This is a genomic window from Nostoc sp. C117 (assembly GCF_043099735.1).
Lineage (GTDB): Bacteria > Cyanobacteriota > Cyanobacteriia > Cyanobacteriales > Nostocaceae > Nostoc.
The window spans coordinates 5,373,980-5,400,812 of the sequence record NZ_CP170991.1; the positions used below are offsets into that span (position 1 = coordinate 5,373,980).

Below are 26,833 nucleotides of genomic sequence, written 5' to 3' on the forward strand. Positions count from 1 at the left end.
GCAAAATTATTTAACTCTTGTGTGGTGGGCGACATGAGTGCCCACCACACAAGTGCGAGACACCCACCCCACAATATTGGGTAATTTATTTCTTGGAAATCCCTTAGTCTTTTTGATTTGTTAAATACCAACTTTGAAGCGCCAGCCGTTGAATTTCGCGCCAGGGAATATTGTGTTTTCGAGCTAATTCTGCACAATCTTCATATTCTGGCTGCACATTAGCAATAACTTTTTCTACCGATTGTCCTTTCCATGCTAATTTAACGCGAACTTTACCGTATTCAGTTTCCACTTGTTGAATTTCTCGCTGTAAAATGGCGCGTTCCTGATTACTTCGCCGAATACCCAATGTTGTGGTTTCGCGGAATATAACTGCTTCACAACTGAGTAAATTTTCTGGATGACAGATTACAGTCAGCAAAATTCCTGGGCGGGATTTTTTCATGCCGATCGCCTGGGTAAAAACATCCACTGCCCCAGCGGCAAACAACGCCTCAAATACATAGCCGATCGCTTGGGGATTTAAATCATCAATTTGGGTCTGTAGTACCGAGATAGTTTCTAGATTTGAGCTAATATCTGCCGAATTGCTGAAATTGGACTGTAAATTTGCGCTTTCGCCCAACCAGAGGCGTAAAATATTGGGAATGGGTAAATTTATGGTTCCTGCTCCCAATCCTATCTGCTTGATAGCGATCGCAGGTGGCGAACCAAAATCTCTTGCCAAAGTAGTGGCGATCGCGGCTCCTGTTGGTGTCACCAGTTCTCGTTCAATGCCATTACTATAAACCGGACAACCCCGCATTTCCCACAGCTTTAATACTGCTGGTACTGGTACAGCCATTTGGCCATGTGCTGCCCTAACGGTGCCGCCACCAGTCGGGAACGCCGAGCAGTAGAGTAAAGGTAATCCTTGCCCATTGCTCTCAATCCCCAACCAATCCAACCCCAGGCAAGTACCCACAATATCTACAATCGCATCTACAGCACCCACCTCATGAAAATGAACTTTTTCAGGAGCAATACCATGCACCGCCCCTTCCGCGATTGCTAGCTGCCGAAATACGGCTAAACTCCAAGCTTCTGCTCGTGGTGGCAACTCTGCTTTGAAAATCATCTGCTCTATTTCTGGCAGGTGGCGCGTGTGATGGTGGCTGCGATCGTGAGTTTCGTCGTGGTCGTGATGATGATGTACTAAATTGACATGTACTTTAGTCGCTTGCTGACCATTCCGTTGCACCAGTTCCGCTGCTAACTGATATTCCTGTTCAATTCCCAACCCATTGAGTTTTTCAATTAAATACTCCACAGGAACACCTAAACTAACCAAAGCACCCAGGCACATATCACCGGAAATTCCTGTCGGACATTGAAGATAAGCGATTTTATTCATAGTTATTAATCATTAGTCATTATTCATTATTTATTAACTATTCCCCTCTGCTCCCCATCTCCCAAGTCCCCACCTATGGCAAAAATTTTCCCAGTTCATCCGGATAATCCTCAGATGCGCCGAATAGAGGAAATAAAGTCAGCGCTCTCTAGTGGTGCTGTCATGCTTTACCCTACTGATACAGTTTATGCGATCGGTTGTGATTTGAATGCCAAGTCAGCGGTAGAACGAGTGCGGCAAATTAAGCAGCTAGCAAATGATAAACCACTGACGTTTTTATGTCCCTCGCTTTCAAATGTGGCAACTTATGCCTTCGTAAGTGACACAGCCTATCGGATTATGAAGCGCCTAATTCCCGGTACATACACGTTTTTGCTCCCAGCAACTAAGTTAGTACCGCGCTTAGTGCAAAGTCCCAAGCGGAAAACTACTGGAATTAGAGTACCAAACCATACTGTGTGTTTGGCTCTGCTGTCAGCCTTAGGCAATCCGATTATTTCAACTTCCGCACATCTGCCAGCAGATGAAGCAGATAATGGCATGATTCGGATAGATCCAGAGACAATTCAATCACGGGTAGAGTTATTTGACCGTTTGGACAATTTGGTAGACATAATTGTAGACACTGGCGAGGAACCTACATATGAAGTATCTACTATTTTGGATTTAACGGCAGATGAAGCGGTAATTATACGGAGGGGCTTAGGTTGGGAAGCAGCAGCAGCGTGGGTATAAGAGTTAAACTTCATTGGCGCGCCTCTTGGTTTCGGAAAATGTGATTTAAACGACTCCAGTTTGGAGATTGTCATAATTAAAGGCGATGTCTACGACGTGCTGCGCCTACGCAGTGGATATAACAGGATGGTGGCAACACTGGGTATAGCAGGGTATTTGACAACTTAAAAAAAAATGGTGCGTATCCATTTACTAGCATCAATGTGGTGGCTTGTGGAAGAACCGACACATTGTCATAGCTGTAACTCTTTCGTATTTCCTACAGTATTAAATATGAGCTTTAGATCTGAGCATTACATGCGGCAAAACTTGATGGATGAATGCCCAAATATTCTCCAGCCAAAACCAAGTTTGATTGCTGTGTCTGCGTTGTAATTACGGTGCAATACTACTCCCTGGAAAAGTTATGAAAGCTAATGTCGTCAATCTACCAAACTCTACACCAGTTTTTGAGAGTCACATTTCTACTGAAGAATTGCCAGCTAGCAGCACTGATACCTTGATTCAATTGCTGTGTCAAGAAATGCAAGGGCAAGTGAAAGCAGCACCCAGGTGTGTCCAAGCTTTAGCCAACCGCATAGCCATAGAAGTAGAACGCATTTGCGATAAAAGCTCTCGTATCCAAACATCTGGGCAAATTAAGTCTTGGCAAATTACATTGGCAAGGCATCGGATGCAAAAATGCTTACGTTACTACCAACTAGGTTCAAAACAAGGGCGGGTAGAATTACATAGCAATTTGGGTGCGATGGTTTACCGCCATGTAACTATATCTGGCTCTGAGCTGGGTTTTGAGGCTCGTTACAGCCTTATTGAAGATTTTTTACAAGCATTTTATATTGAAGCCATCAAAGCTTTCCGCCGAGAAAACGAATTACCTGAGGATCACACACCGCGTACTCAGCTCCAATTAGCTGAATATATGGCGTTTACAGAACAGTACGCCAAACGTCGCATCAATTTACCTGGTGGTGCAAATCAGCAATTAATTATCTTGCGCGCCCAAGGTTTTGCCCGTCGTCAGCCTCAAGAAACGACGGTGGATATTGAAATGGCGGTAGAGTCTGCTAAGGGTGAAGAAGCAGAATCTTACCAACGGAACTCGGCGGTGCAACAACTGCGATCGCAAATGATCGCCAAAGCTAATTTCGATCCATCAGAAGAGTCAGAACGCGATCGCGTCATCACTGAATTGATGAAATACCTAGAGTCTCAAGGTCAATCTGACTGTATGGACTATTTAAATCTCAAACTCCAAGACCTCTCAGCCCCAGAAATTGACCAAATTCTCGGTTTAACTAGCCGTCAGCGCGATTATCTGCAACAACGCTTTAAATACCATGTAGAAAAGTTTGCCAAGCAACACCACTGGCAATTAGTACATCAATGGTTAGGTGCGGGTTTGGAACAAAAATTGGGTCTATCTTCCCAGCAGTGGGAAATCTTTATCGGTCAACTTACAGAACAACAACAGGAAATTTTACAACTAAAAACTGCACGAGAAAGCGATCAGGCGATCGCCAAAGCCATCAAATGCACTCCCAAACAACTACAAAAACGCTGGACTCAACTTTTAGAAATAGCATGGTCTATCCGCAACGGTAACACTGAGGCGCAGACAGGTTGAAGTCTAAGGGATAATTACTACTTGAATTACTAACTTGTTTCTTATCCAAATTATTAATACATTTGTATTTATTTAGTACAAAAATACCAAATTTTTGTACTTTCATCAAAAATTCATATTAAGAAACTGATGATTTGCTACCGCTTCTATGAAATCCTAGAAGAAGCGGTACTTTTGGCAGAGGAATTTAGGATGGCTCTGACTCAAGGTGGACGAGCAAATAAAGCAGGGAAGATTTTAGAAATTAATGTAGAAGCAATTTTGAATGGATATAATTATTTCCAAGTAGGGAATTATGTCTCAAAAGAATTGGTATTAAATGCGGCTTTATTACCAAAACGGTATGGGAAAGAGGTTTATATTGGAACTGGAATTTATCATACTGATTTAAAGGTTGATTTTTACGTTGTTGGCTCACCTACGATACCATCTGGTTTAATTATCGAGTGCAAATGGCAAGAAAGCCCCGGCTCAGTTGATGAAAAGTTTCCTTATTTGAATATGAATATTCAGCACTATTACCCTGCACCTACTATTGTGATTTTAGGCGGTGAAGGTATGCGAGAAGGTGCCAGCAAATGGTTAAAAGCAAGAGTTAATGATAATCATAATTTATTAGCAGTTTATAGCTTAGACAGATTTATTGCTTGGGCAAATAAAAATCTTTGAAAGATGTAATTAATAGTTCGTCAATCATGCCTCGATTTTTTATATTCGAGTTAATCGATCGCGTTGCTTTAATCGTGTGTATTTCAAAGTTGATCTCTGTATAAATTTTTTGAATAAATTCACTATTAGAATTACATACCATTATTCTGACACCACGACTTGCTAACTCTGCACAAGTATCTCTCAAAAGTTCTTGGTCTTTTTTAGTAAAAGAATTTGCACTATAGGCGGTGAAATAACTTGTATTATTGATAGGATGGTAAGGTGGATCAAAAAATACAAAGTCATCATTCCCAGTTGCGCGATTTAGCACTTCTGTAAAATCCGCTTGTTGAATTTCTGCGTGATAAAGTCCTGCGGAGGCGACTCGCAGTAGATCTTCAGGACAAATATTGGGATTTTCATATCTGCCTAAGGGTACATTAAATTTACCCTGTGAATTGACCCGATAAAGACCATTAAAACAGGTTTTGTTAAGATAAATTACACGAGCAGCTTTTTCTAAAGCACTACTAGGAGAATTATTTCTTACACTATAGTAATAATCTCTATTATGTTGTTTTTTATGTTCTTTTAGCAGCGAGATTAATTCCTCAACGTTATCTCTAACACAGCAATAAGTATTAATTAATTCGGCGTTAATATCAGTTAAAATTGCTGTGGTTGGTTGAAGATAAAAAAATATAGCACCGCCACCTAAAAACGGCTCATAGTAAGTTTTATAACTCTTAGGAAAATAAGGAATATATTGCTGAATCAACCTACTTTTGCCCCCTGCCCACTTCAAAAAGGGACGCGGGCTAGTTTCTTTGGGGATTTGAATAACCATTTACTTACAATTTGACTTAAATAATCGTGGCTAAATAAAGCCAATATAACCGACGAAGCATATTTTATATTAGCTGGCTAATTTTCCACCCGCATAGATTACAATTGAGTAGATAAAGCATATCAAAACAAACATAAGTTTATAACAAGGCAGTTTACATTCAGATGTTTGACGGATTTTGGGATAACGTCTTTCGCTACCCACGGTACTTAATTACTATCGTCTTAGGCTTGTTTCTGAACACCTTTGCGCCATTAGTGCCACTGTTGAAACGCCCAGTCACCTTAATCGCTCTGTTGGGTTTATTTGTGAGCAGCCTAGTCTTCCTTACTCTTACCCTACGTGCAATGCTGGGTTTTAGTACAATCTAGACTAGGGCTATGTTGTGGGTTCTGCCCTACAGACAGTTGTTTTTGGCGTTGTTTGCGCTAATTACTGTCTACCTAACTTGCATCTATTCACGTTATGTCGTACAACCTCTGTGAGGAGGCGAAACTTTTATGGCTACAAATCGCCGCGTTTCCCGCGTTGCTGAATTAATCAAACGCGAAGTTAGCCAAATGCTAATCAACGGCATTAAAGATGACCGTGTGGGTACAGGAATGGTAAGTGTTACTGATGTTGATGTTTCCGGCGATCTCCAACACGCCAAAATTTACGTCAGTATCTATGGTACAGATGAAGCCAAGGCAGAAACAATGGCAGGCTTAAAGTCGGCCACGGGTTTTGTTCGCAGCGAACTTGGTGCTAGGGTACGCTTACGTCGCACACCAGAAGTCATCTTTCTCGAAGATCGCTCCATAGAACGGGGTAATAAGGTACTGGCGCTACTAAACCAACTGAACAATGAGCGTCCGCCAGAAAATCTCATAGCAGTAGAAAACACAACAGATCGAGATGATGAATTATCTGATGAATAAGCAGCTTAAATAACAATGTAACTTCAGAACAATTAATCTCAGCAAATCCGCCAAACATTTTACAGACGTGACTAGCTCCCGTCTGTTTTAATGTGACCATAACCTAATTCAGGGATCGGTACTTGCGTATAGTATGCTTTGTGTTTGCCTTGGCGCTCTTGTCTTCTACGTCCCCGTCTCGTCGTATTTATAGCGAACATAAAGAGAAATGGGATTACTGTACCCTTATACAGATGTTTGCCTAAGAAAAAATGTGTAGCATCACTGCTGAAATTAACCAAGTAATTGCCGATTTGTTTAAGAAATTATTAACAGATGCTAGGGTAAAAAACTTCATAGTGTAACTTAGCCGTTAGTTTTGCAACAGTTTATACTTTAGTTACTGCCAAATATTCTTATCTTGTTTACCTTGAGATAAGTACCAACAGTTCCAAATACGGCTTTAAGGTGATTATTTTGATATGTAAGCGATCGCTCTCTCAACTCTTTCCATCTGCCAAATCATGATTAAAGGCAGTAGTAACAAAGCTTTCAGACCTATTGTTCAAAGTCAGACAACTAACTTAGCAGGTTTTGTTAACTACTTTGACATTGTTTTGTGAAGCGTAGGTTTCAGAAATGTCAGGGTTTGTTGACTTTCTTAACATTTCTTGAGATAATTTCAGGTTATGTAGCGTCAAAATGAAATCAGTTCCGTATAGCAAACTACAAAACCCTAGCCACAAGTCAAATCCCTGTCGTGTTTGTTCCTAGCAGCTAACGGGAACACTATCTAAGTATTAATTTGTGAGTAAAAAACATGAGTGTGAATACGGTGCCTTCTATTAATTACTATTCTCTGGATATCATCCAAGACGAAGCACGTCGACTGGTGCATAAGGGAATGGTCAGCCGACAACAGCCAATATATACACTCTGCCAATACATTCCAGCCAGAGAGTGGGTTTGCGTTGAATGTGAATTAGAAAAATGTGACTTCTTGTTGCGCGATCGCATTGGCGATTTGATTGGTCGTGAAGAATGGGACAACGACTAATCAATATTTTGACTTGGCATTTCGGCTTTCGGATGTCGGATTGGGAGTTTATTTTCGATGCCTGGATTTTACAATCAACGATTCGATGCCCAATCTCGGGGATAGTCTCTGGCTTTTAGTAAATATTGCCCCCTGGAGAATCTTGCGTTTTTCATTAATACGTAAACATTAAGTCTGAATTTATATAACTTTCGGGTTACTTGAGCCATCAGAACAAATCGTTCTGGCGCTACAACTTGAGTCTAGTATATAGATTCTCTTACCGGAGTACTTCCCAATGCTGGACTGCTCCGGTAATTTTTCTAGAAATATCAGACATTGGGCATCGGGCAAAACAGTGCTGAGTGAGGAGTTTTGTTTATCTCCTTGTCTCCTTATCTTCCCCTACCCCTCCACTCTTCATCCCACTTGGTCTAAATACTGATTAATATCATCAATGATACGAGTCAGTTCGGCTTCTGTAGTTACGCGGATGTTAATGTTGCGAACAGTTAGCAGTACTTTGGCTGCGAAAGGAGTCGGCCAGATATTAGGATTACAGAAAACTTCTAAAAAGACCTCGCCAGTATAACGATATTCTAAAGGAGGCTGGGGACTCGCTTTACCACAGCCAGGAATGGGTTTAGCAGCGACAATTTTTAGGCGTTCCATTAATTGATCCGTTGCTGCCTTTAATTCTCGTGCTGCTTTGGGTGAAAAACTGAAGGAGACAGAACCTTCAACTAGGTTCAGTGTGAGAGGAATTGAAGACATTACTTTTTTATTAAAACTTGTTGATAATTACTTATATTACCTGAATAGGTAGACTAGTGGTCTATCGGAAAACTTTTTATAGGTTCGTAGTAAGCACTTTAGTGCTTAAAAATTCAAGGACTAAAGTCCTTACTACAAACATGTATAAATATCAAAACTAATTTGTAGTTAGTTCTGCTAACGCTGACAAAACGTCCTCCAATTATCTTTGCGAGGATTTACAGACAGAGAAAATTAATTAATATCTATTTTCTGTTAACGCCAAAGATACGCTATTACTTCCAAAGGTATTACTAATATATATAAAGCTTGTAGCCCATTTTAGTTAAAAAGAATGTCAATAAATTAGTATAATTCCTTCGATTCTCGAGACAATTAATCCTTACTGTGTAAGAGGTTGATACATTTTATTTGTATTTATTTGTGTTTTTAGTTTTACATTGGAAGTCATAGAACTTGATGTGATAAATAATCTATGACTTACGATAACCGCGCCGAAGTGCGAAAGGTTTTAATTATTACCCTACTGCTCAACCTATTTGTCATGGGATTGAAAGTACTTGTGGGCTACTGGACAGGTTCTTTGAGTTTGTTCGCTGATGCCTTGCATAGTGTGACAGATAGCGCCAACAACGTTCTAGGATTAATTGCGAGTAAATTTTCTTCTCCACAACCCGATCGCGAGCATCCCTACGGACACAGCAAATTTGAAGCTGTGGGAGCGTTAGGAATTGCCTCATTTTTAGGAATAGCCTGTTTTGAAATTCTCCAAGGAGCAATCGAACGAATTTTCAAGGGTGATGGTGAACCTGTGAGAATATCACCGCCTGAGTTGTGGTTATTACTAATTGTCTTGGGTGTGAATATTTTTGTAGCGTTTTACGAACGTGCTGTGGGTAGGCGGGTAGGTAGTCCAATTCTCATAGCTGATGCCACACATACCATGAGTGATATTTGGGTGACAATTTCGGTAATTGCTGGCTTGATTGGAGTTTGGCTAGGTTATCAATGGATGGATTTGGTGTTAGCTTTTCCTGTCGCTTTGTTGGTATTTTGGAGTGGCTGGTCAGTTTTAAAAGAGAATTTACCTTGGCTGGTAGATCAAATGGCGATCGCACCAGAAGCAATACATGGGATCGCCACTGCTGTCCCTGGTGTAATTAACTGTCATGCGATCGCTTCTCGTGGTGTTCTTGGTCGTCAAGTATTCATTGAAATGCATTTAATCGTAGATGCACCAGACGTAGAAACCGCGCACCAAATCACCGAAGAAGTAGAAAGCCGCTTAGAAGATCGGTTTCATCCAGTGAGGATTTTAATCCACGTGGAGCCACCAGCATACAAGTCCGAGCAAATTAGTTTTGAGACCAAGGGATAAGGGTAGAGGGACAAGGCGACAAACAGATAAACAGATAAACAAAAAACTCCTCACTCTTAACTCAGCACGGGCTAAACGCCCCACTATCCATGTACAGCAATCAGAACTGTTTTGCCCAATCCCCAATACTTCGGCTCCCTTCTCTACGAGAGGCTGCGCCAACGGCTTCGCTACTTCGGCTTTGCGGTAGTTGAGCGTAGTCGAAACTCAGTACAAGTCCCCAATCCCTAATCCCACTTCATATCATTTTTTACAAGAATTAACCAAATTTGCGACGATCGCAACTAGTTCTCCTGGATCAACTGGTTTAGCAACATGAATCTGAAAGCCGGCTTCTAGAGCGCGGTTACGATACTCGCGATCGTCATAAGCAGTTAAGGCTATAGCGGGGACTTCTCCAGAAATATCTGGTTTGAGCGCCCGAATCTTGCCCATAAGAGTGTAGCCATCTTCACTAGGCATAGCAATATCACATATCAAGATATCAGGGTGTAATTGAGCTAATACTTGCAATGCTGCTGCTGCCGATGCAACTGCCATAACGCTTGCTCCATCTGCTTCCAATACAGTTGTAATATAAAAACGACTATCCTCATCATCATCAACGACGAGGATGTTTAAGCCAGTAAGAGCAAGAGGAGGTTCCATAACATCTCCATTAACGTTGATTAAATAAAAATGATTTCTAGCAATCTGCTTCTTTTCTTTTCTCAGGGACTACATTATTAGGTAATTTTACTGCGATAGTGCCTTTTTTCAGAGAAAACAAATCATTTCTCCTAGCCATGATCCAAATTTATGGCTATTTTTTGTCTATCTATCGTTTTACGTGGTTTCAATTTTGTCCAGGTCTAGATTTTTTAATTGAAAAATTTCAATTTAATAAATACTAAATTTAATGAGATTAATGAGAAAATCTTATTTGAGGAATTTTATCATCAATTCAGATTTTAGTTCCTTAGATATATTAAACCAAAAACTTTCTCACTAAATTAGAGATTCTTTTCAGTTCAGCTACACTTGTGATTATTGCTACTAGTGAACACTAACGATTTTACCACTAACTTTCTAGTTGACCTCACCAACTGCGATCGAGAGCCAATTCATATTCCTGGCTCTATTCAACCTCATGGAGTACTTTTGGCATTAAAGGAACCAGAGTTAACTATCCTGCAATGTAGCAATAATACCTCCTCTTTGCTTGGCATAAGTCCTGAACAATTGCTAAATAAACCTTTAAGTAATTTATTAGAATCTGAGCAAATCAAACTTTTAAGAGATTGCTTATCTGAAGAGAATTTAGATTTTGTCAATCCTCTGGAATTGAAAATAATATCTGGGAGCAAAACTGTAGAATTTGAGGTGATTATTCATCGTTCTAATTCATGTTTAATTCTCGAATTAGAACCTATATTTTTAGAGAAAAGTAACGTATTTTTTAAGTTTTATCATCTAGTAAAACAGACTATATCTAAGTTACAACTCGCATCTAATGTTACAGAAATAAGTCAAATTATTGCCAAAGAAATCAAAAATATAACGGGTTTTGAACGGGTGATGGTCTATCGCTTTAATGAGGATTGGAATGGGATAGTTATTGCGGAAGAAAAACCAGAATATCTCACATCTTATTTAGGTTTACACTATCCAGCTTCTGATATTCCTATACAAGCTAGGCAACTCTACAGCGAAAACTGGTTGCGACTGATCCCGGATGCTAACTATCAACCAACTGCCATTATACCCACAAATAATCCTTTGACTGGGCAACCTTTAGATTTAAGTAAATCAGTGTTGCGAAGTGTTTCGCCTTTACATATTGAGTATATGCATAATATGGGCGTAACAGCATCAATGTCAATTTCTATTATGAAAAATAAAAAACTCTGGGGACTAATTGCTTGTCATCATCAATCGCCTAAATATGTTCCATATGAAATTCGCAATGCGTGTGAATTTTTGGGACAAATGACATCTGTACAACTAAATGCAAAGGAAGATAGCGACGATAGTGAATACAAGATTCAGTTGAAATCAGTTCATAGCAAGTTAGTAGAATACATGTCGGCAGAAACTAACTTTGTTGAAGGTTTAATTAAGAATCAGCCGAATTTACTTAATCTTGTGAATGCTCAAGGAGCAGTGGTCTATTTTGACAAAGAATATTTTGAGGTTGGTAACACTCCAGAAAAACAAGATATTCACAATTTGATCGAATGGATTTATGAAAACTGGCATGAAGAAATTTTTTACACTAATTCCCTATCAGCAGTTTATCCGGAAGCAGAAAAATTTCGGGATGTAGCTAGTGGTTTGATGGTATTTTCGTTTTCCAAAACTCAGAAAAACTATGTTTTGTGGTTTCGTCCAGAGGTAGTGCAAACAGTAAATTGGGGAGGTAACCCAAATAAACCTGTGGAAGTGAAGGTAGATGGGAGTTTGCGCTTATCACCTCGGAAATCGTTTGAGTTATGGAAAGAAACCGTTTGGTTAAAATCTCTGCCTTGGAAACTCTGTGAGGTCAATGCAGCACTGGAGTTGAGAAGTGCTATTATTGGCGTGGTCTTGCGAAAAGCAGATGAACTAGCGCAGTTAAATATCGAGCTACAACGTAGTAACAACGAATTAGATGCCTTTGCCTACATTGCTTCTCATGATTTGAAAGAACCATTGCGCGGTATTCATAATTATTCTAATTTCTTAATTGAAGACTACGGCGAAATCCTTAACGAAGAAGGTAAGCAAAAATTAATAACTCTAATTCGTCTTACCCAGCGGATGGAGGATTTAATCGATTCACTCCTGCATTTTTCTCGCTTGGGAAGAGTAGATCTTTCAATGCAGCACACCGATCTTAATATTGTTCTACAGCGAAGTTTAGATCTTTTGAGTGCCAGAATTGAGGAAATGAGGATAGAAATCCGTATTCCTAAACCACTGCCAACAGTTTACTGCGATCGCGTCCATTTAGGCGAAGTCTTCAATAATCTAATTGCCAACGCTATTAAATACAACGACAAAGCCCGAAAATGGATTGAAATTAGCTATATTGAAGCCCCTTCACCTGCACCAGTTATATTCTACGTTCGAGATAACGGTATTGGGATTCGAGAAAAACACTTTGAGGTGATTTTCCGGATCTTCAAACGTCTACATGGACCGAAGAAATATGGCGGTGGTACAGGAGCAGGATTGACCATCGCCAAAAAAATTGTCGAACGACATGGCGGTACAATCTGGGTAGAGTCAACCTACGGCGAAGGCACTACCTTTTATTTCACATTACAGGGAGTAGACTAAACCTATGATTGGCAAAACTGCTCAACCTCTACTGGTGATTGAAGACAGCGACGAAGACTTTGAAGCGCTATGTCGAGTCATGCGCGGACAATGCGTTATTAATCCGATCTTCCGCTGTACTGATGGTGATGAAGCACTTGACTTTCTCTACCACACTGGCTCCTACAGCGACTCTCAAAAGTTCCCTTGTCCCTCAATTATTTTGCTCGACCTGAACTTACCAGGAACGGATGGACGAGAAGTCTTGGAGCAAATCAAGCAGGATAAATACCTGAAAAATATTCCTGTAGTTGTATTTACCACTTCTTCTAACCCCAGAGATATTGAAGTATGTTATCAATACTGCATTGCTAGTTATATTTTAAAACCAATTGACATCAATCGATTAGTACAAACTATTCAAAGTTTCATAACCTATTGGTTAGATATTGTCATTCTCCCTGATGCTGTTAGCAAGTAGTCATCATACAAACGCTAACTTTTTTAATTATTATGTTTCTCCTATATTAATTGTTCGATATTGTAGTCAGTGATTACCAAAGCTACATGTCACCCAAAACACGACAATAAGGCAATAGAGAGGTTTAGTATAAATATATAATAAAGTTATCAGTAAATTTTCTGCTAAACTTTATGTAATGACTACCACTTGACAAAAAGATTGTGGTAGAGTCTTCAATGGGTAATCACTTAAGGCTAAACACTATTTTTGATATCTCTATTTCTGATATCTATATATTTATATTCTATATGTATTTTATTTTGTCCTTTTTCGATTAGAAAATCTTGATAATAACTAGAACTTAAATAAAAAAGCTAGAAGTGACTGTGGTGAACAAAAATAGTCACGCTAGCTGCTGATCACAACTATTTCATCGGTAAACTCTGTAATGCAATCACCTAAAGATTCATCCAATTTACGAAAACAAGCTGTTAAGGGAGTATTTTGGTCTGCTCTAGACAGTTGGGGGCGTCAAATTATTTCTCTTGGTGTTTTCTTAATACTGGCACGCTTACTAGGTCCAGAAACTTTTGGTATAGTCGCTCTTTCTACCATATTTTTAAACTTTTTACAAGTTTTTCTCGATCAAGGTCTTTCTCAAGCAATTGTTCAACGTGAAGATCTAGAAAAAGAACATTTAGATACTGCCTTTTGGACTAATTTAGGAGTTAGTGGACTGGCAGCAATACTTAGTATTGCTTGTGCTGGATTGATTGCTGAATTATTCAAAGAGCCACAAATTACTCCAATCATCCGCTATTTATCTCTAGGCTTTATAATCAGTGCTTTTAGTAGCGTTCAAGAAGCAATTTTTCAACGAAAACTAGCTTTCAAATCCCTTGCTATACGCTCATTAATAGCGGTAATTATTGGCGGTATAGTAGGCGTAACGATGGCATTCATGGGATTTGGAGTCTGGAGTCTTGTTGGTCAGCAATTAACTAATAGCTTGATACAAGTTTTAGTACTTTGGTGGGTAAGTGATTGGCGTCCAGGACTAAGATTTTCTCCGAAACACTTCAAAGAATTATTTGCTTTTGGAGTGAATGTAATGGGGATAAATTTATTTAATTTCTTAAGCCGCCGCTCTGACGATTTTTTAATTGGTTATTACCTTGGTTCTATTGCCTTAGGATATTACACCGTTGCCTATCGGTTGCTGCTAATCTTAACACAATTACTTACTAGCGTTATTGTCAAAGTTTCTCTTCCTGCATTTTCTAGGTTACAGTCCGAGCCAGAAAGATTACGTAATGCACTGTACAAAGGAATCCAACTTACAAGTTTAATAACTTTTCCAGGATTCATGGCCACGGTAATATTAGCACCGGAAATAGTGACAGTCGTATTTGGGCAAAAGTGGACGCCAAGTATTCCTGTCATGCAAGTTTTGAATCTTATAGGTATTCTTTATGCTTATTTTTATTTCAATGGTTCTGTGATCATGGCTGTAGGAAAGCCTTCTTGGAAATTGGCTTTGGATTTTTTACAAGCCGTCAGCAATGTTGTAGCATTTGCTCTATCAGTTCAATGGGGAATTGTTGCTGTTGCCGCAGCTTACGTGATCAGAGGTTATTTGATGGTTCCCCTGAATATTTGGGTACTTTGGAAGTTGATTCGCATTGATGTAAGCACTTATTTAGCCCAAGGTATAGTTCCTCTAATAGGAACAACAATTATGCTCGCTGCGATCTTTAGTGTTAAATATTTGTTGAGTAACTTCATCAGTTCTTATGCCATATTAGCTATTTCTATAATTGTTGGTATAGTCGTATACTGTGTAGCCATTTTATTAATTGCACCGAAACTATTTTGGCAAGTCGTAAATATTTCCCGTTAACCTAGTAGGTAAAGTATTTTATGACAAAGAATCAACAAATTCCAGACAACAGCCTAGCTTCTGAGGTAACTAAGTTATTAGAAACTGTAATTGATGGTGGTTACTGTATTGGCTGTGGGGCTTGTACAGCCATCAATGGATCTCCCCTAAAAATGCAATTAGATGAATATGGTAAGTTGCAAGCGACTATCGATCCATTGGTAGATCCGGGGCTTGTGAGTAATTCAGTGCAATCTGTATGTCCTTTTTCCAATGAAAGTCTCAATGAAGACCAAATTAGCCAACCATTATTCAGTAATGAATGCAAATATCATGATAAAATTGGCTACAATTTAGCTACTTATGCGGGTTATGTATTAGAAAATGATTTTCGCGATCGCGGTAGTTCCGGAGGTATGGGAACCTGGCTAGTGAGTAATCTTCTTAGTCAAGGACTAGTTGATGGTGTGATTCATGTGCATCAACGGCATCCCTCGGAGTCAGACCCTAGACTATTTTCCTATCAACTTTCAACAACTATCGAACAGGTACAGAATGGTGCTAAGTCCCGCTATTACCCGGTAGAAATGTCTGAGGTAATACAGCTAATTCGTGAACGACCAGGACATTACGCTATTGTTGGTATTCCATGTTTTATTAAAGCTGTTCGTCTGTTGATGCGACAAGATCAATTATTAGCTGAAAGAATAAAATTCTGCGTAGCGCTAATTTGTGGACATCTTAAAAGTATGCGCTTCGCCGAGATGTTTGCTTGGCAAAGTGGCATCGCACCTGGTAACCTTTTGGCAATTGACTTTCGCAAAAAATTACCAGATGCAGACGCCAACCGATACGGTGTTGAAGTAACTGGAGTTCAAGAAGACGGACAGATAGTCACTCATGTTAAGTCTGTGCGCGACCTCTATGGTACTGATTGGGGGTTAGGCTTCTTTAAGTATAAAGCTTGTGATTATTGTGATGATGTGGTGGGAGAAACAGCAGATGTTACCGTTGGTGATGCTTGGTTACCTCAGTATATTCAGGATAGTAAAGGTACAAACGTTGTTGTTGCCCGTCACCCAATCATTTATGAGATGATCGAGCGTGGTATGAGTGGAAGACAATTAAAGCTCGATCGAATTAGCGCTGATGAAGTTTCTCAATCACAAAAATCAGGTTTTCAGCATCGACGAGAAGGTTTGGCTTATCGTTTGCACTTAACTGACTTACAGGGTCAATGGCGTCCTGAGAAACGGGTTCAACCCAAAGCAAAACACCTCAATAGTACCCTAAAAGAGCGGCAACATCTGAGGGTAGCTCTAGCAGCAGAAAGTCATCTTGCTTTTAAAGATGCCGTTGATGCTGGTAAATTTTCTGTGTTTCAGCAGCGGTTAGATTCCTTAGTACAAGGATATCAAAAACTATATCAAAAGGAAGCATTATGGAGACGAGGAGCGAGGAAAATTAAATATTTATTACTGAATTTGCTTGGTACTTAAATCGGTATTTTCATGAATGATTAGTTTGTAAAATTATACAAATCAATCATTGATGAAAATTGTAAAAAATGCATCAAACGATTTGCTCCCTAAGTCATTGTTCAATTAATTTAGGACTTACGCACAGCCAATGAAAAACGAAGTACAGAGGATACCGAGGGGGATGAGAGTTTAAAAGGGTTTTTGCGTAAGTTCCCTAATTGCTTGTCATCTAGTTGTCAAATATTTTGTTTTGAAGATTACATAGAGTTTCAATCACTAACTGAATTACTTCTCCCAGGTACTAGTTTTTACTACTTTATAAGTATCAAATTACACTTAATCATTAAGTTACTGATTGCGTTAAAACAGTTTTGACAGGTAGTAAATACTCCCCTTCATGGCAGGAAAGAAAGGTAGGATTTATAACAACCCTTAAACAAATGAAAACAAGATTTACGGTATTATTTGGGTATAGTTTGTGATATTTTTATTACAAAGTTTTGAATTTTTCAGGAGAAATTTTGGCTAGGAACAAAGGAGTTGTTATATGCGGGTTTTACGGTAATCACAATCTCGGTGATGATGCTATGCTCCACGGTATGATTAACCTACTGCGAAAGCAGCAACACGATCTATCGTTTACAGTCTTTTCTAACGATCCGCAAGACACTCAGTCTCGTTATTATGTGCAGTCAGTTCATCGCTACAAACAAGATGTGAAAATTCAAAGGCTTCTGAAAATACTTGAGAGTAGATATTTTGTTCTTGGAGGTGGTGACTTGCTGCGTGATAGTCTTCAACACACTGTTGCGCCGAAGTGGTTACGTTTTTTACAACAAGCGCTAAAATTCCGTCGTCGTACACTTGTAATTGGAATTAGTGTTGGAGAAATTTGGAAACCAGAAACTAAAGTTCTGATTCCTAAAGTTCTAAACAAAGTCGATTTTTTGGCAGTTCGTGATATACAGTCGAAGAATAAGCTTGAAGAATTAGGGGTCTGTAATTCTATTCATGTGATGAGTGACTTAGCCCTACAGGCTATACCAGAAACATTATCTCAATCTATACGTCCTGCTAACCAACCTCTTCAAATAGGTATTTCAGTGCGACATTTAAGTGGCCGTGGTATCTCTGTAGATGTTGATGTGTATCATTCATTGGAAAAAGAGATAGCAGCATTAGCAGATTTTTTGGTGGAAAAGTATGGAGCTATAGTACATTTTTTGCCTTTCCGAACATATGAAAACAGCTATCATCATACTGATGATGACTATGTAAGTATATTGAGCTTACTACGCTACAGCCGTCATTCAGCCCAATTTGTTGTTCATCGGTATTTTAAATCACTTGAAAACTTGAACACATTAATTAGTAGTTTAGACCTAATGATTGGTATGCGACTACACTCGCTTATTCTTTCAGCAGGTTTAGGTGTGCCAATTATAGCTGCTGAATACGATCCTAAAGTTCATGGTTTTATGGAGGAGATTGGCCAACCTGAGCTTTCAATTCCCTTAAACTGTTTCGATCAAACACGGTTAATTCCTATAATCGAGACAATATTGAACGACCCATTAACAGCTCGCCTGAGCATAGAAGCAGGAGTCAAGAATTACACTCAGCGAATGACAGGGGTAGAGATAGCTCTTAAAAATGTATTATCAAATAATTGAGTAGCTCAATAAAGTTGTGAACTTCTTCGCTGTCAAAAAGGCAATCATTTTTTGATAATTAAATAAACAAAGTACTGATTGTAAGATTTGAATTATGTCTAATGTAAATTATGAGTTGAAAATATTTCAATCTGCTTGATGATTCCAAAATGACAATTTTATTCAAGCTTGAAAAGCTTTATGGAAGGAAAATTTGAATTCAGAGCGGGCATCAATTTTAAGGCTTTATCTTTACTATAAAAACCTTAAGGATAGAAATCATGATGAAGGGAATTATTACAGGAATCACTGGATTACGTAATAGAGGTGTTGAAGCATTAGTCATCCCCAGTATTGAACAGTTACTAGAACGTCAGCCTGATTTGACTATAGATGTATTGACTGATTCACCTGATTATGACGAAACTCGTTTAGAGGTTTTTGGTTCAAAGCCAATAAATGATAACCTAAAAAATGCTAATAGAACCCGAATACACAAGTTACGTAACATTGCTTCTCAATTTTATCAGCCTTTGTCACCTGATTACCAATCCAATGTAAAAACCATTCGGGAAGCATCAATTGTGATTGCTTCAGGAGGAGATGTATTCAGTTCTGACTATGGGAGATTGAATCGGCATTTATTACCATTAAATATAGCTTTAGATGCTGGTGTACCAGTTGTGTTTCTGGCTCAATCAATTGGACCATTCAAAACTGAAGATGAGGTGGAAGCTTGGTTAGCAGTTGCTCGTCGTTCCAAATTAGTTACAGTTCGAGAAGAACTTTCCTACAACTATGTCACGAAAGATTTAGGTTTAGATCCTTCATTAGTTAAACATACAGCCGATCCAGCTTTTTTGTTGAGGCCACCATCTCCAGAGATCGTAGCTAAAATATTGACTAACTACGGTATTGACCAAAACAGACCGAAAATTGCGATCGCACCTAGCCAGGGTATTTGCCGTTACGCTGGTCAAGATTACAACAATCATATTAATGTCTGGTGTCAGGTAATCAAGCTGATGATTCACGAATTTCAGGCGCAGGTATTGATAATTCCTCATGTTCAAGAAATCAATGCGAATAATGACGATCGCATCTTTGCCACACAATTGCTAAAAGCCCTCGATTACAATCGGGATGTTCGACTTGCTGGTGCAGACCATACTGCATCAGACTTTAAAGGGTTAATTGCAGCTTGTGACATGGTTGTAGCCGAAAGAATGCATCCGGCGATCGCTGGGCTTTCTAGTGGTATCTGTACTATGCCGGTTGGTTATTCAGTTAAAGCAGAGGGAATTATGACCGATCTTTTCGGTTCCCAAACACTGGAAAATGGACTACTGATTTCAATTCAACAATTTCTCAATGCTGATGTAGCTTGTGCCGCGATCGTTAACTCTTGGAATAAACGTCACGAGATAGCTGATCAACTAAATCAAGTCCTACCAAAAGTGAAGCAAGCAGCAGCCAGTAACTTTGATATGATTTTGGATATTTTGAAATAAAAGTCCTGCCATTAGACTGAAGTATAGATTGCACTCAATTCTTAGTGTTCAAAGGCAAATAATAGCAATTAGTTGAGGTAATTAAATTGAAAATGCAGCAGATAAAATCTATTTTTCTCCCTAGAGTGAATGATGAAAATCCTTACATCAAGCAGTTAATTAGTCATTTAGAACAACTAGATATTCAAGTAGAACTGCCTAGCGCTTCATCTTCCAGAACCTTTTTTTTCCCCGAAGTAGTTTTACACAAAAAGGCAGATATTATACATTTACAGTGGTTACATCCATTCTTTATAAATTCTAATAAAGTAGTTAACTTATTGAAATTATTAATATTTATACTCCAACTAATTGTCTTAAAAATAATTGGCAAAAAAATTGTTTGGACTGTACATAATCTTAAAAATCATGAAAATCAATACATAATTCTAGATAGGATTTATAGTACTGTGGTAGCCCAATTAGCTAACGCGATCATTACTCATTGTAAAGCTGCCAAAGAAGAAGTTGCACAAGAATTTTCTATCAAGAATAAAGATAAAATATTCGTTGTTCCGCATGGAAACTACATAGAGTGTTATAAAAATAATATTGAAAAAACAATTGCGCGAGAAAGTTTAGGTTTAAAAGATTCTAGCCTTATTTTTCTCTTCCTGGGTACGATTCGTCCCTACAAAGGAGTATTTGAACTTATAGATAAATTTAATCAAATATATAGTGATAATAGCGATCAAATACAGCTAGTAATTGCTGGCAAAGTTTACAATGATAGCCAAGAAATAACAGATATCCTTAGAGAAAAGATTGCTAACTATCCAAGAATCAAGTTCTTCCCTGGCTTCGTTCCAGACGATGAAATTCAAGTTTATATGAATGCTTCTGATGTAGTTATCTTTCCCTACCGAGATATTCTGACATCGGGTGCAGTAGTTTTAGCAATGTCCTTCGGTAGAGCTTGTATAGCACCACGTAAAGGTTGTATTGGAGAAGTTCTTGATGATGAAGGTGCATTCTTATATCAGATTGATGAAGAAAATGGCTTAATAAAAGCTATGAATTCCGCTGTAGAAAAACACCATCAGTTGTTGTCTATGGGACAGCATAATTTCGAGTTAGCTCAACAGTATAATTGGAAATACATTGGTAAACTTACGGCTGATGTATATGGTTATTGCCTGTAGAAATTAACTATAGATAGAGAGTATCAAACAGGCGTTCCGGCAAAACTCAACCAAACCAAGTACGAAATAGTTAAACCAATAGCAATTAACGCCACCCAGATAAAGCGATTATCTTTGGTATTCACTTGACTAAGGTCAACGAATTCTCGCTCAGTCGGTTTAGGCTTCTGCTCTTGAGAAGATTTAGTGGACTTAGCAGCTACAGTAATTTTGAGTTCATTATCTGGTAGTGCGGCTAAATCGGGGATTTGGGTCATCCATTCGCTGGGTCTTTTTAGCTTTGGTGCTTTTAAGATATAAAGCATCCGCCGCGCTTGTTTGCTAGTTTCAAGATGGGGGTGGCGTTTGAGTCTTTCGCAAAGAGCGATCGCCTCATCGGTGCGTCCAGCCGCTTCATAAGCTGTCACCAAACAAATTTCTACTTCACCTCCAAGACGAGAATTGCGAGCTAACAAGGCGCTGGCCTTTTCTAAATTTTCTACAGCTTCGCGGTATTGCCCATTTTCAAAGGCAACTTTCCCAGTCTGGTAGCGGGTTTTAGCAATTTCTAAACTTTCTGCACTCACGTCTTCTACACAAATCAGCACTGTTTTAATTTTGCCAATACCAGCAATCTTTTTAAAATCTTTTCAAAAGCTGGCAATCTGAAAGTAAATAAACTTCTAAAATTTTAACTAAATAGGTGTGATTATTTTTGATTAAAAATTCCAACCTCAAATAACAGGTTATGAAAAACATGCTGAAAATTAAGCATTCGCAACTGTATTGGCTAGGAGCAAGCATGTCTTTGGCAGTGATGAGTGCTGCGATCGCCCCAGCATCTGCCCAGATAATCATCATTGATGGTAATTCTGGCTTCCGGCGATCGCCTACTGTCGGTTCCTTTATTTATGGTAGTCCGATTCCCACACCTATGCCTGTAGATCCAGCAACGGGACTAGTACCACAACCTACTCATTACTACAATTATTCCTATCCCCAGAGCAGACAAAACCTGAGAAATTCTACCCTGATTAATCCAACCTTGATTAATCCAGAAATTCGGGACTCAACACTAGTTAATCCAGTGATTATAAATAATTCATGGCGTCGGACACCATTTAGTGGCGGGCGATCGCGGGTTATTATTACCTATCCCCGGTAGAGTGGGGAGATGGGAGAGATGAGGAGACTTCTACTGAGTTTCGACTACACTCAACTACCCGCAAAGCCGAAGTATGGGGAGATGAGGGAGAACTTTTTATTCAGCACTCCTCACTCAGCACGGGCTAAACGCCCCGCTACCGCTAACAGCACTCCTAAGAGGTAAATTGCGAACCGAGAATCATTGTCCCAATCCCAACGTCAGTAAAGATTTCTAGTAGTAAAGCGTGGGGAATGCGACCATCAATGATATGTGCTGCACGGACACCTTGAGCAAGCGATCGTACACAACAACTGACTTTGGGAATCATCCCACCGCTGACAATACCACCAGCAATCAGCTCGCGAGCTTCACGAATATCTACTTTTGGAATCAAAGTAGATGGGTCTTTGTAATCTTTTAAAATTCCACTGGTGTCGGTCAGTAAAATTAACTTTTCTGCTCCTAATGCAGCAGCTATTTCTCCAGCTACAGTATCGGCGTTAATGTTATAAGCTTGGCCTGTTTCATCTGCGGCGACACTTGACACTACCGGAATATAGCCATTGCTAGCGAGGGTCTCCAAAATCTTGATATTTACATTGCTGACTTCCCCCACAAAACCGATGCCTTCTTGACCTTGGGGACGAGCTGTAAATAGATTACCGTCTTTACCACAAAGTCCTACAGCCAATCCACCAGCTTGATTAATTAGCGCGACAATTTCTTTATTGACTCGACCTACTAAAACCATTTCCACAACATCCATTGTGGGGGCATCGGTAACTCGTAAACCATTTTTAAACTGCGGTTCGATTCCCAGTTTATCTAACCAACTGTTAATTTCTGGGCCACCACCGTGGACTACAATTGGACGCAAGCCAACACAGGATAAGAATACAATGTCGCGGATAACTTTGTCTTTGAGTGTGCTATCTTTCATCGCCGCGCCACCATATTTGACAACAACAGTGCGACCGGCGAATTGTTGAATATAAGGTAGTGCTTCGCTTAGTACACGCACACGAGTGGCTTCAGCTTGCCTGATGTATTCAGAATCGTTGTCCGTCATGAGGAGCCTAACAGAGAGAGTTAAAACCTATTTCAGTCAGTGTAGAAGACTTTGTAACTCGTCACAATCTTTGATGCCAAAGTTGAGTATGTTTGTACTGATAAGCCGTAGCTATTTAGTTCGTCTCAGAAATGTGAAAATCTATAAAAGAAGGACTCACAGTGCCATTTAAGGAAAACTGTCGGCAACGAGTTCGCTGATTCAACACCTTTATTATGGACTCAAACCTCGCGTTGCAAACATAACAGATATTTAGGCGATCGCTCCTTCAAACCTCTAGAATTGAAATCATTCGGCTGAAGTGAGCAAATGAAAATGACCACGCTGCTAATCCAAACTGAAAGCACACCCCTAACGGTAAATTTTCCCTCGCTGGTGCAGATGACAAATGAGCAGTTCTACGAATCTTGTCAAGCTAATGGAGATTTGCGAATTGAGCGCACTGCCAATGGGGAGGTTATCATCATGCCACCAGCTTTTTCAGATACGGGCAACCGTAACTTTAACATTGCTGCACAGCTTGGGAATTGGACTGAACAAGATGGCACTGGCATAGGCTTTGACTCTAGTACAGGTTTTACGCTACCCAATAGAGCAATGCGTTCCCCTGATGCTTCTTGGATTGAACTGGAGCGCTGGAACGCCTTAACAGATGAACAAAAAGCCTCATTTGCACCAATTTGTCCTAGCTTTGTGATTGAGTTACGCTCCTTGAGCGTAGGCGTAGCCCGTCGTAGACATCGCTTGATAAAATTACAAGAGAAAATGCAGGAGTACATCGATAACGGTGCATCACTAGGCTGGTTAATTGATCGGCAAAATCGAAAAGTCTACATTTACCGTCCGAATCGAGAAGTTGAGATTTTGGATAATCCCGAAGCAGTTAGTGGTAATCCAGAATTACCAGGGTTTATCCTGCGGATGCTTTGGTGAATATATGCCGTTGAAAATGGGAGGTGGTAATCCAGAATTACCAGGGTTTATCCTGCGGATGGGCAAAATTTGGTAATTTGAGTTTTCCTAATGAGAAACTTGTGTTCTGAGAACGTTGGGAATTGACTCAAGTACTCGCTTGGCAACCTCTTTAGGTGTATCTCCCTTTCGCTCAATTATTTGCAAATCGGCTTGAGAGTAAAGTGATGTTCGTTCTTAGAGGAGCGATCGCATTACGCTACGCCATAATCTGTATACTGACGCTTGTATGGAGCTTGCAAACCCAACACAATATCCTCTCGTGGTACTCCCATCATCACTAATTCCTCTGCTGGATTGCGATCGGTTAAATTCTGTTGCAACCAGATTTTGCTATCTTTAATATCAAAATGCATAACGCATCGATAAATACGATTTAATCCTTGCCAACCGATATTCATCCATTGATAATGATTGCGTTCTGTGTCTAAAATGAGTTGGACTTCGACATCATTATCCGAGACATCATCACTGGCATAGTTCGTCAACAATATTTTAATATACTCTTGATATTTTGCTAGTTTATCCACTCTACAATCACCTCATCTACTGGATTGTAAACAATTAATAGTACCTGATACTGTTTTATCGCAGTTTTAGAAACTCCAGTTTAAAAAATGTTTTGTACGTATCCAAGGGAACTGCTAAGTATAATACTCGCTCTGGTTCATATCCTGCTAATGCTAGACGGTAACTAAGGAATTGTCCCAAAGCGGAGTAAAAATCTGTTATTGCCGAGGGGTTTAAAAAGCTTTTGATTTCAATTGCTATTTTTTCATTTCCTTTGTCTGCGGCAATTATTTTTTCTGCGCCTAAATCAATTTGGAAATTGACTTCCCCAAATTTAAATTTTAATGGATCGCTCGTAATGATCCATTGTTCTTTTTGCAAAGCTTTTTTAACTGATTCATGAAAAATATCTTTTACAGACACAGTTAGCTCAATATTCCACATTAATGAGAAACAGGTTTTTTCAAGACGTTCGGAATTCGCTCAATTACTCGCTTGGCAACGTCTTCAGGTGTATCTCCCTCTCGCTCGGTGATGTGCAAATCGGCTTGCGAGTAAAGTGGTGTTCGTTGTTCGAGGAGCGATCGCAATTTACCCTTAGGATCGACATCTTGCAGCAGTGGTCTTGTGGTATCCTCAGCTAAACGGTTGTAAATTATTTCCACTGGCGCATCTAGCCAGACTATCAAACCGTGGTGCAAGTAGCCCCAATTTTCTCGCCTTAGTACAATGCCTCCACCTGTGGCAATAGTCAACTTTGTAAAAGCACAAACTTGTGAAAGTATGTCGCTTTCTAATTTGCGAAATCCTGCTTCACCTTCTTGAGCAAATAACTGATTGATAGATTTACCTGTTGCTTGGGAAATTATATCATCGGTATCCACAAACCCATAACTTAGTTCCTTTGCTAGTAAGCGCCCTACTGTCGTCTTGCCAACGCCCATGATACCGATTAAATACAAGTTAACTCCTTGTAATAAGCTGCTCACCAGTTGCTTCGCTCCAATTATGAGTTATGAGTCACAGTTTAAAATTATAAGCTCAATGACTCTATCTAGGATTTAAAAATATGGAGTTTTGCACCTATAGACCAACCGGATAAAATTACTTGATTTCTAATTAAGCCACTGCACTTAACAAAGACACAATATACTGAATACTGATTTAGATTTACACCTTTGTGTTCAGCAGTTTTCGCTAAGTGACTGACAAATAAAAAAATAATCAATCGCTTTGGGGAGACAAGGGAGAGATATTGCTACCTTGTCCTCCTTGTCTCCCTACTCCTATTGGATGCAAAAATTGAGTAATTTAATTTTTGGATGTCCCTAAACGAAGATGTAGAGATTTTGGTATTCGCACTAAAAACTTACCACTATAGCTATTATCACTATTCACTCAAGGAATACCATTGCTAGCTTTGTAAGCTGTTTCAATCCATAATTCTCGCGCTTCATTAATGTTATCTATATCAAGCGATTTGATGAAATCTTGAGTTTTACCGATTAATTAAATCTTGACTAATAAACCTAGTTTGTGTGCTTTAACCACTTCAAATCCACTGTATATTTTCCAGCTTGGGTAGAGTGCAAAAGAAATCCAGCAAATACCATCATTTATGCTTGAGTTTTTCTTTGATCCTCTACATTTTTCAAATGCATTCTACATACTCTAAGTCGGGAACCCTGTACAGTAGTTGTTTTCCTACCTAAGTATATTTCTAGTGTTAACTTTAAATGAACTCTATTGGGTCATGACTAGTGAACATTTGATATCTAAAATGTTGCTTAACTATGTTTAGGCTTAACGTAAATTTAATATAACTTGTTTGAAACTTTATTGAAACAATTTCTGTCTATTAAAATAATCCGCATTTTCTCTGGGGTGAGCAATTTTAAGTATACAAAGTACTGTGTTTTTAACAGCACAAAGTAAATTTTCTAAAATTTCAGTTATAACAAGCCCTAAACAATTAAATTTTGATTATGAAGGTGTAAATGATGACTTATTTGCGGTAATGAACCCAGAAATCGTTGGAAATTTGAAGTTTCGATACAAAAACTACTGCATATTTCACTTGAATCAGCCTGAATTAATAAATAGTAGGATGAATGAGGCGTCAACTATGAATCGAATTCGTGACGTTGTACAAAAAGCTTTAGCAACTGGCTATTTGACAGTGGAAGCTGAAAATCAACTACGACAACTGTTGACTACCCGTTATGACTTGGAAGATTTTAATGCTTTCATGACTTTGCAGGAAGCTGCCATGACTGGTAAAGTCAAGCAAGAGTCAAGAGAGCGGTGTGGTATCAAGTAAAAACCTAGGCTAATACAGCATAATTGAAGAATAAAACAGACTTAATACCT

At 39.1% G+C, this 26,833-nt stretch carries 26 protein-coding genes and 1 pseudogene; 17 read left to right on the plus strand and 10 right to left on the minus strand.

Annotation, left to right across the window (positions count from 1 at the left end):
- Window positions 1-103 precede the first annotated feature (103 nt).
- Window positions 104-1,393, minus strand: coding sequence for a nickel pincer cofactor biosynthesis protein LarC (larC, locus tag ACFG4S_RS23085; protein WP_392531321.1), 1,290 nt, complete (start codon window positions 1,391-1,393; stop codon window positions 104-106).
- A 75-nt stretch (window positions 1,394-1,468) separates the two neighbouring features.
- Here larC and ACFG4S_RS23090 point away from each other — a divergent pair, with 75 nt between their 5' ends.
- The 3 genes from ACFG4S_RS23090 to ACFG4S_RS23100 all read left to right on the plus strand — a co-directional run bounded on the left by ACFG4S_RS23090 (window position 1,469) and on the right by ACFG4S_RS23100 (window position 4,424).
- Complete coding sequence (locus ACFG4S_RS23090) at window positions 1,469-2,128, plus strand: L-threonylcarbamoyladenylate synthase (protein ID WP_392531322.1); 660 nt, start codon at window positions 1,469-1,471, stop codon at window positions 2,126-2,128.
- A 406-nt stretch (window positions 2,129-2,534) separates the two neighbouring features.
- Entirely contained in the window at window positions 2,535-3,755 is a 1,221-nt protein-coding gene (locus ACFG4S_RS23095) for a HetZ-related protein (RefSeq protein WP_392531323.1), read from the plus strand.
- Between the two features lie 192 nt (window positions 3,756-3,947).
- A complete protein-coding gene (locus ACFG4S_RS23100) occupies window positions 3,948-4,424 on the plus strand; it encodes a PD-(D/E)XK nuclease superfamily protein (protein ID WP_392531324.1) in 477 nt (158 codons plus the stop codon).
- On the opposite strand, the gene ACFG4S_RS23105 is transcribed toward ACFG4S_RS23100, so the two are convergent.
- Window positions 4,396-5,253, minus strand: a complete 858-nt coding sequence (locus tag ACFG4S_RS23105) for a DNA adenine methylase (RefSeq protein ID WP_392531325.1) — start codon at window positions 5,251-5,253, stop codon at window positions 4,396-4,398. The genes ACFG4S_RS23100 and ACFG4S_RS23105 overlap by 29 nt on opposite strands.
- A gap of 164 nt (window positions 5,254-5,417) precedes the next feature.
- Here ACFG4S_RS23105 and ACFG4S_RS23110 point away from each other — a divergent pair, with 164 nt between their 5' ends.
- The 3 genes from ACFG4S_RS23110 (at window position 5,418) to ACFG4S_RS23120 (ending at window position 7,209) form a co-directional block, all read left to right on the plus strand.
- Complete coding sequence (locus tag ACFG4S_RS23110; protein WP_392531326.1) at window positions 5,418-5,624, plus strand: DUF751 family protein; 207 nt, start codon at window positions 5,418-5,420, stop codon at window positions 5,622-5,624.
- Between the two features lie 129 nt (window positions 5,625-5,753).
- The gene (gene rbfA / locus ACFG4S_RS23115; RefSeq protein ID WP_392531327.1) at window positions 5,754-6,173 is read left to right on the plus strand and encodes a 30S ribosome-binding factor RbfA; all 420 of its coding nucleotides are present in this window, start codon (window positions 5,754-5,756) and stop codon (window positions 6,171-6,173) included.
- Between the two features lie 799 nt (window positions 6,174-6,972).
- Complete coding sequence (locus ACFG4S_RS23120; protein WP_392531328.1) at window positions 6,973-7,209, plus strand: DUF4327 family protein; 237 nt, start codon at window positions 6,973-6,975, stop codon at window positions 7,207-7,209.
- Window positions 7,210-7,608: 399 nt separating this feature from the next.
- Here the strand turns inward: ACFG4S_RS23120 and ACFG4S_RS23125 are convergent, their stop codons facing one another.
- On the minus strand, window positions 7,609-7,962 hold the full coding sequence (locus ACFG4S_RS23125; protein WP_392531329.1) for a hypothetical protein: 354 nt from the start codon (window positions 7,960-7,962) through the stop codon (window positions 7,609-7,611).
- A gap of 475 nt (window positions 7,963-8,437) precedes the next feature.
- On the opposite strand from ACFG4S_RS23125, the gene ACFG4S_RS23130 reads away from it, so the two are divergent.
- Window positions 8,438-9,340: a cation diffusion facilitator family transporter gene (locus ACFG4S_RS23130; protein ID WP_392531330.1), complete on the plus strand. Its 903-nt coding sequence runs from the start codon at window positions 8,438-8,440 to the stop codon at window positions 9,338-9,340.
- 243 nt (window positions 9,341-9,583) lie between these two features.
- Here ACFG4S_RS23130 and ACFG4S_RS23135 read toward each other — a convergent pair whose 3' ends face one another.
- Window positions 9,584-9,988: a response regulator gene (locus tag ACFG4S_RS23135; protein ID WP_392531331.1), complete on the minus strand. Its 405-nt coding sequence runs from the start codon at window positions 9,986-9,988 to the stop codon at window positions 9,584-9,586.
- Window positions 9,989-10,378: 390 nt separating this feature from the next.
- On the opposite strand from ACFG4S_RS23135, the gene ACFG4S_RS23140 reads away from it, so the two are divergent.
- The 7 genes from ACFG4S_RS23140 (at window position 10,379) to ACFG4S_RS23170 (ending at window position 20,786) form a co-directional block, all read left to right on the plus strand.
- Window positions 10,379-12,640: an ATP-binding protein gene (locus tag ACFG4S_RS23140; RefSeq protein ID WP_392531332.1), complete on the plus strand. Its 2,262-nt coding sequence runs from the start codon at window positions 10,379-10,381 to the stop codon at window positions 12,638-12,640.
- Window positions 12,641-12,644: 4 nt separating this feature from the next.
- On the plus strand, window positions 12,645-13,100 hold the full coding sequence (locus ACFG4S_RS23145) for a response regulator (RefSeq protein WP_392531333.1): 456 nt from the start codon (window positions 12,645-12,647) through the stop codon (window positions 13,098-13,100).
- A gap of 430 nt (window positions 13,101-13,530) precedes the next feature.
- On the plus strand, window positions 13,531-14,982 hold the full coding sequence (locus tag ACFG4S_RS23150; protein ID WP_392531334.1) for a lipopolysaccharide biosynthesis protein: 1,452 nt from the start codon (window positions 13,531-13,533) through the stop codon (window positions 14,980-14,982).
- A gap of 20 nt (window positions 14,983-15,002) precedes the next feature.
- Window positions 15,003-16,460 carry a Coenzyme F420 hydrogenase/dehydrogenase, beta subunit C-terminal domain gene (locus ACFG4S_RS23155; protein WP_392531335.1) on the plus strand — a complete coding sequence of 486 codons (1,458 nt, stop codon included), beginning with the start codon at window positions 15,003-15,005 and terminating at the stop codon, window positions 16,458-16,460.
- A gap of 482 nt (window positions 16,461-16,942) precedes the next feature.
- The gene (locus ACFG4S_RS23160; protein WP_392531336.1) at window positions 16,943-18,115 is read left to right on the plus strand and encodes a polysaccharide pyruvyl transferase family protein; all 1,173 of its coding nucleotides are present in this window, start codon (window positions 16,943-16,945) and stop codon (window positions 18,113-18,115) included.
- A 260-nt stretch (window positions 18,116-18,375) separates the two neighbouring features.
- Window positions 18,376-19,605, plus strand: a complete 1,230-nt coding sequence (locus ACFG4S_RS23165; protein WP_392531337.1) for a polysaccharide pyruvyl transferase family protein — start codon at window positions 18,376-18,378, stop codon at window positions 19,603-19,605.
- Window positions 19,606-19,697: 92 nt separating this feature from the next.
- The gene (locus tag ACFG4S_RS23170; protein WP_392531338.1) at window positions 19,698-20,786 is read left to right on the plus strand and encodes a glycosyltransferase family 4 protein; all 1,089 of its coding nucleotides are present in this window, start codon (window positions 19,698-19,700) and stop codon (window positions 20,784-20,786) included.
- A gap of 23 nt (window positions 20,787-20,809) precedes the next feature.
- Here ACFG4S_RS23170 and ACFG4S_RS23175 read toward each other — a convergent pair whose 3' ends face one another.
- Window positions 20,810-21,352 carry a hypothetical protein gene (locus tag ACFG4S_RS23175; protein ID WP_392536060.1) on the minus strand — a complete coding sequence of 181 codons (543 nt, stop codon included), beginning with the start codon at window positions 21,350-21,352 and terminating at the stop codon, window positions 20,810-20,812.
- Between the two features lie 161 nt (window positions 21,353-21,513).
- Here ACFG4S_RS23175 and ACFG4S_RS23180 point away from each other — a divergent pair, with 161 nt between their 5' ends.
- On the plus strand, window positions 21,514-21,930 hold the full coding sequence (locus ACFG4S_RS23180) for a hypothetical protein (RefSeq protein WP_392531339.1): 417 nt from the start codon (window positions 21,514-21,516) through the stop codon (window positions 21,928-21,930).
- 154 nt (window positions 21,931-22,084) lie between these two features.
- On the opposite strand, the gene argB is transcribed toward ACFG4S_RS23180, so the two are convergent.
- Window positions 22,085-22,981, minus strand: a complete 897-nt coding sequence (argB, locus tag ACFG4S_RS23185) for an acetylglutamate kinase (RefSeq protein ID WP_392531340.1) — start codon at window positions 22,979-22,981, stop codon at window positions 22,085-22,087.
- A 315-nt stretch (window positions 22,982-23,296) separates the two neighbouring features.
- On the opposite strand from argB, the gene ACFG4S_RS23190 reads away from it, so the two are divergent.
- Window positions 23,297-23,914, plus strand: a complete 618-nt coding sequence (locus tag ACFG4S_RS23190; protein WP_392536061.1) for a Uma2 family endonuclease — start codon at window positions 23,297-23,299, stop codon at window positions 23,912-23,914.
- Between the two features lie 233 nt (window positions 23,915-24,147).
- Here ACFG4S_RS23190 and ACFG4S_RS23195 read toward each other — a convergent pair whose 3' ends face one another.
- The 4 genes and pseudogenes from ACFG4S_RS23195 to ACFG4S_RS23210 all read right to left on the minus strand — a co-directional run bounded on the left by ACFG4S_RS23195 (window position 24,148) and on the right by ACFG4S_RS23210 (window position 25,861).
- Window positions 24,148-24,483 carry a XisI protein gene (locus ACFG4S_RS23195; RefSeq protein WP_392531341.1) on the minus strand — a complete coding sequence of 112 codons (336 nt, stop codon included), beginning with the start codon at window positions 24,481-24,483 and terminating at the stop codon, window positions 24,148-24,150.
- Window positions 24,471-24,886 (minus strand): annotated as a pseudogene (locus tag ACFG4S_RS23200) (XisH family protein). The gene ACFG4S_RS23195 and the pseudogene ACFG4S_RS23200 overlap by 13 nt, the downstream one beginning before the upstream one ends.
- Window positions 24,887-24,906: 20 nt before the next feature.
- A complete protein-coding gene (locus ACFG4S_RS23205) occupies window positions 24,907-25,452 on the minus strand; it encodes a shikimate kinase (protein ID WP_392531342.1) in 546 nt (181 codons plus the stop codon).
- Between the two features lie 322 nt (window positions 25,453-25,774).
- On the minus strand, window positions 25,775-25,861 hold the full coding sequence (locus ACFG4S_RS23210) for a toxin-antitoxin system HicB family antitoxin (RefSeq protein ID WP_392536062.1): 87 nt from the start codon (window positions 25,859-25,861) through the stop codon (window positions 25,775-25,777).
- Window positions 25,862-26,588: 727 nt separating this feature from the next.
- Between ACFG4S_RS23210 and ACFG4S_RS23215 the strand changes: the two genes are divergently transcribed.
- Window positions 26,589-26,783: a hypothetical protein gene (locus ACFG4S_RS23215; RefSeq protein ID WP_190895038.1), complete on the plus strand. Its 195-nt coding sequence runs from the start codon at window positions 26,589-26,591 to the stop codon at window positions 26,781-26,783.
- Window positions 26,784-26,833: the final 50 nt, after the last annotated feature.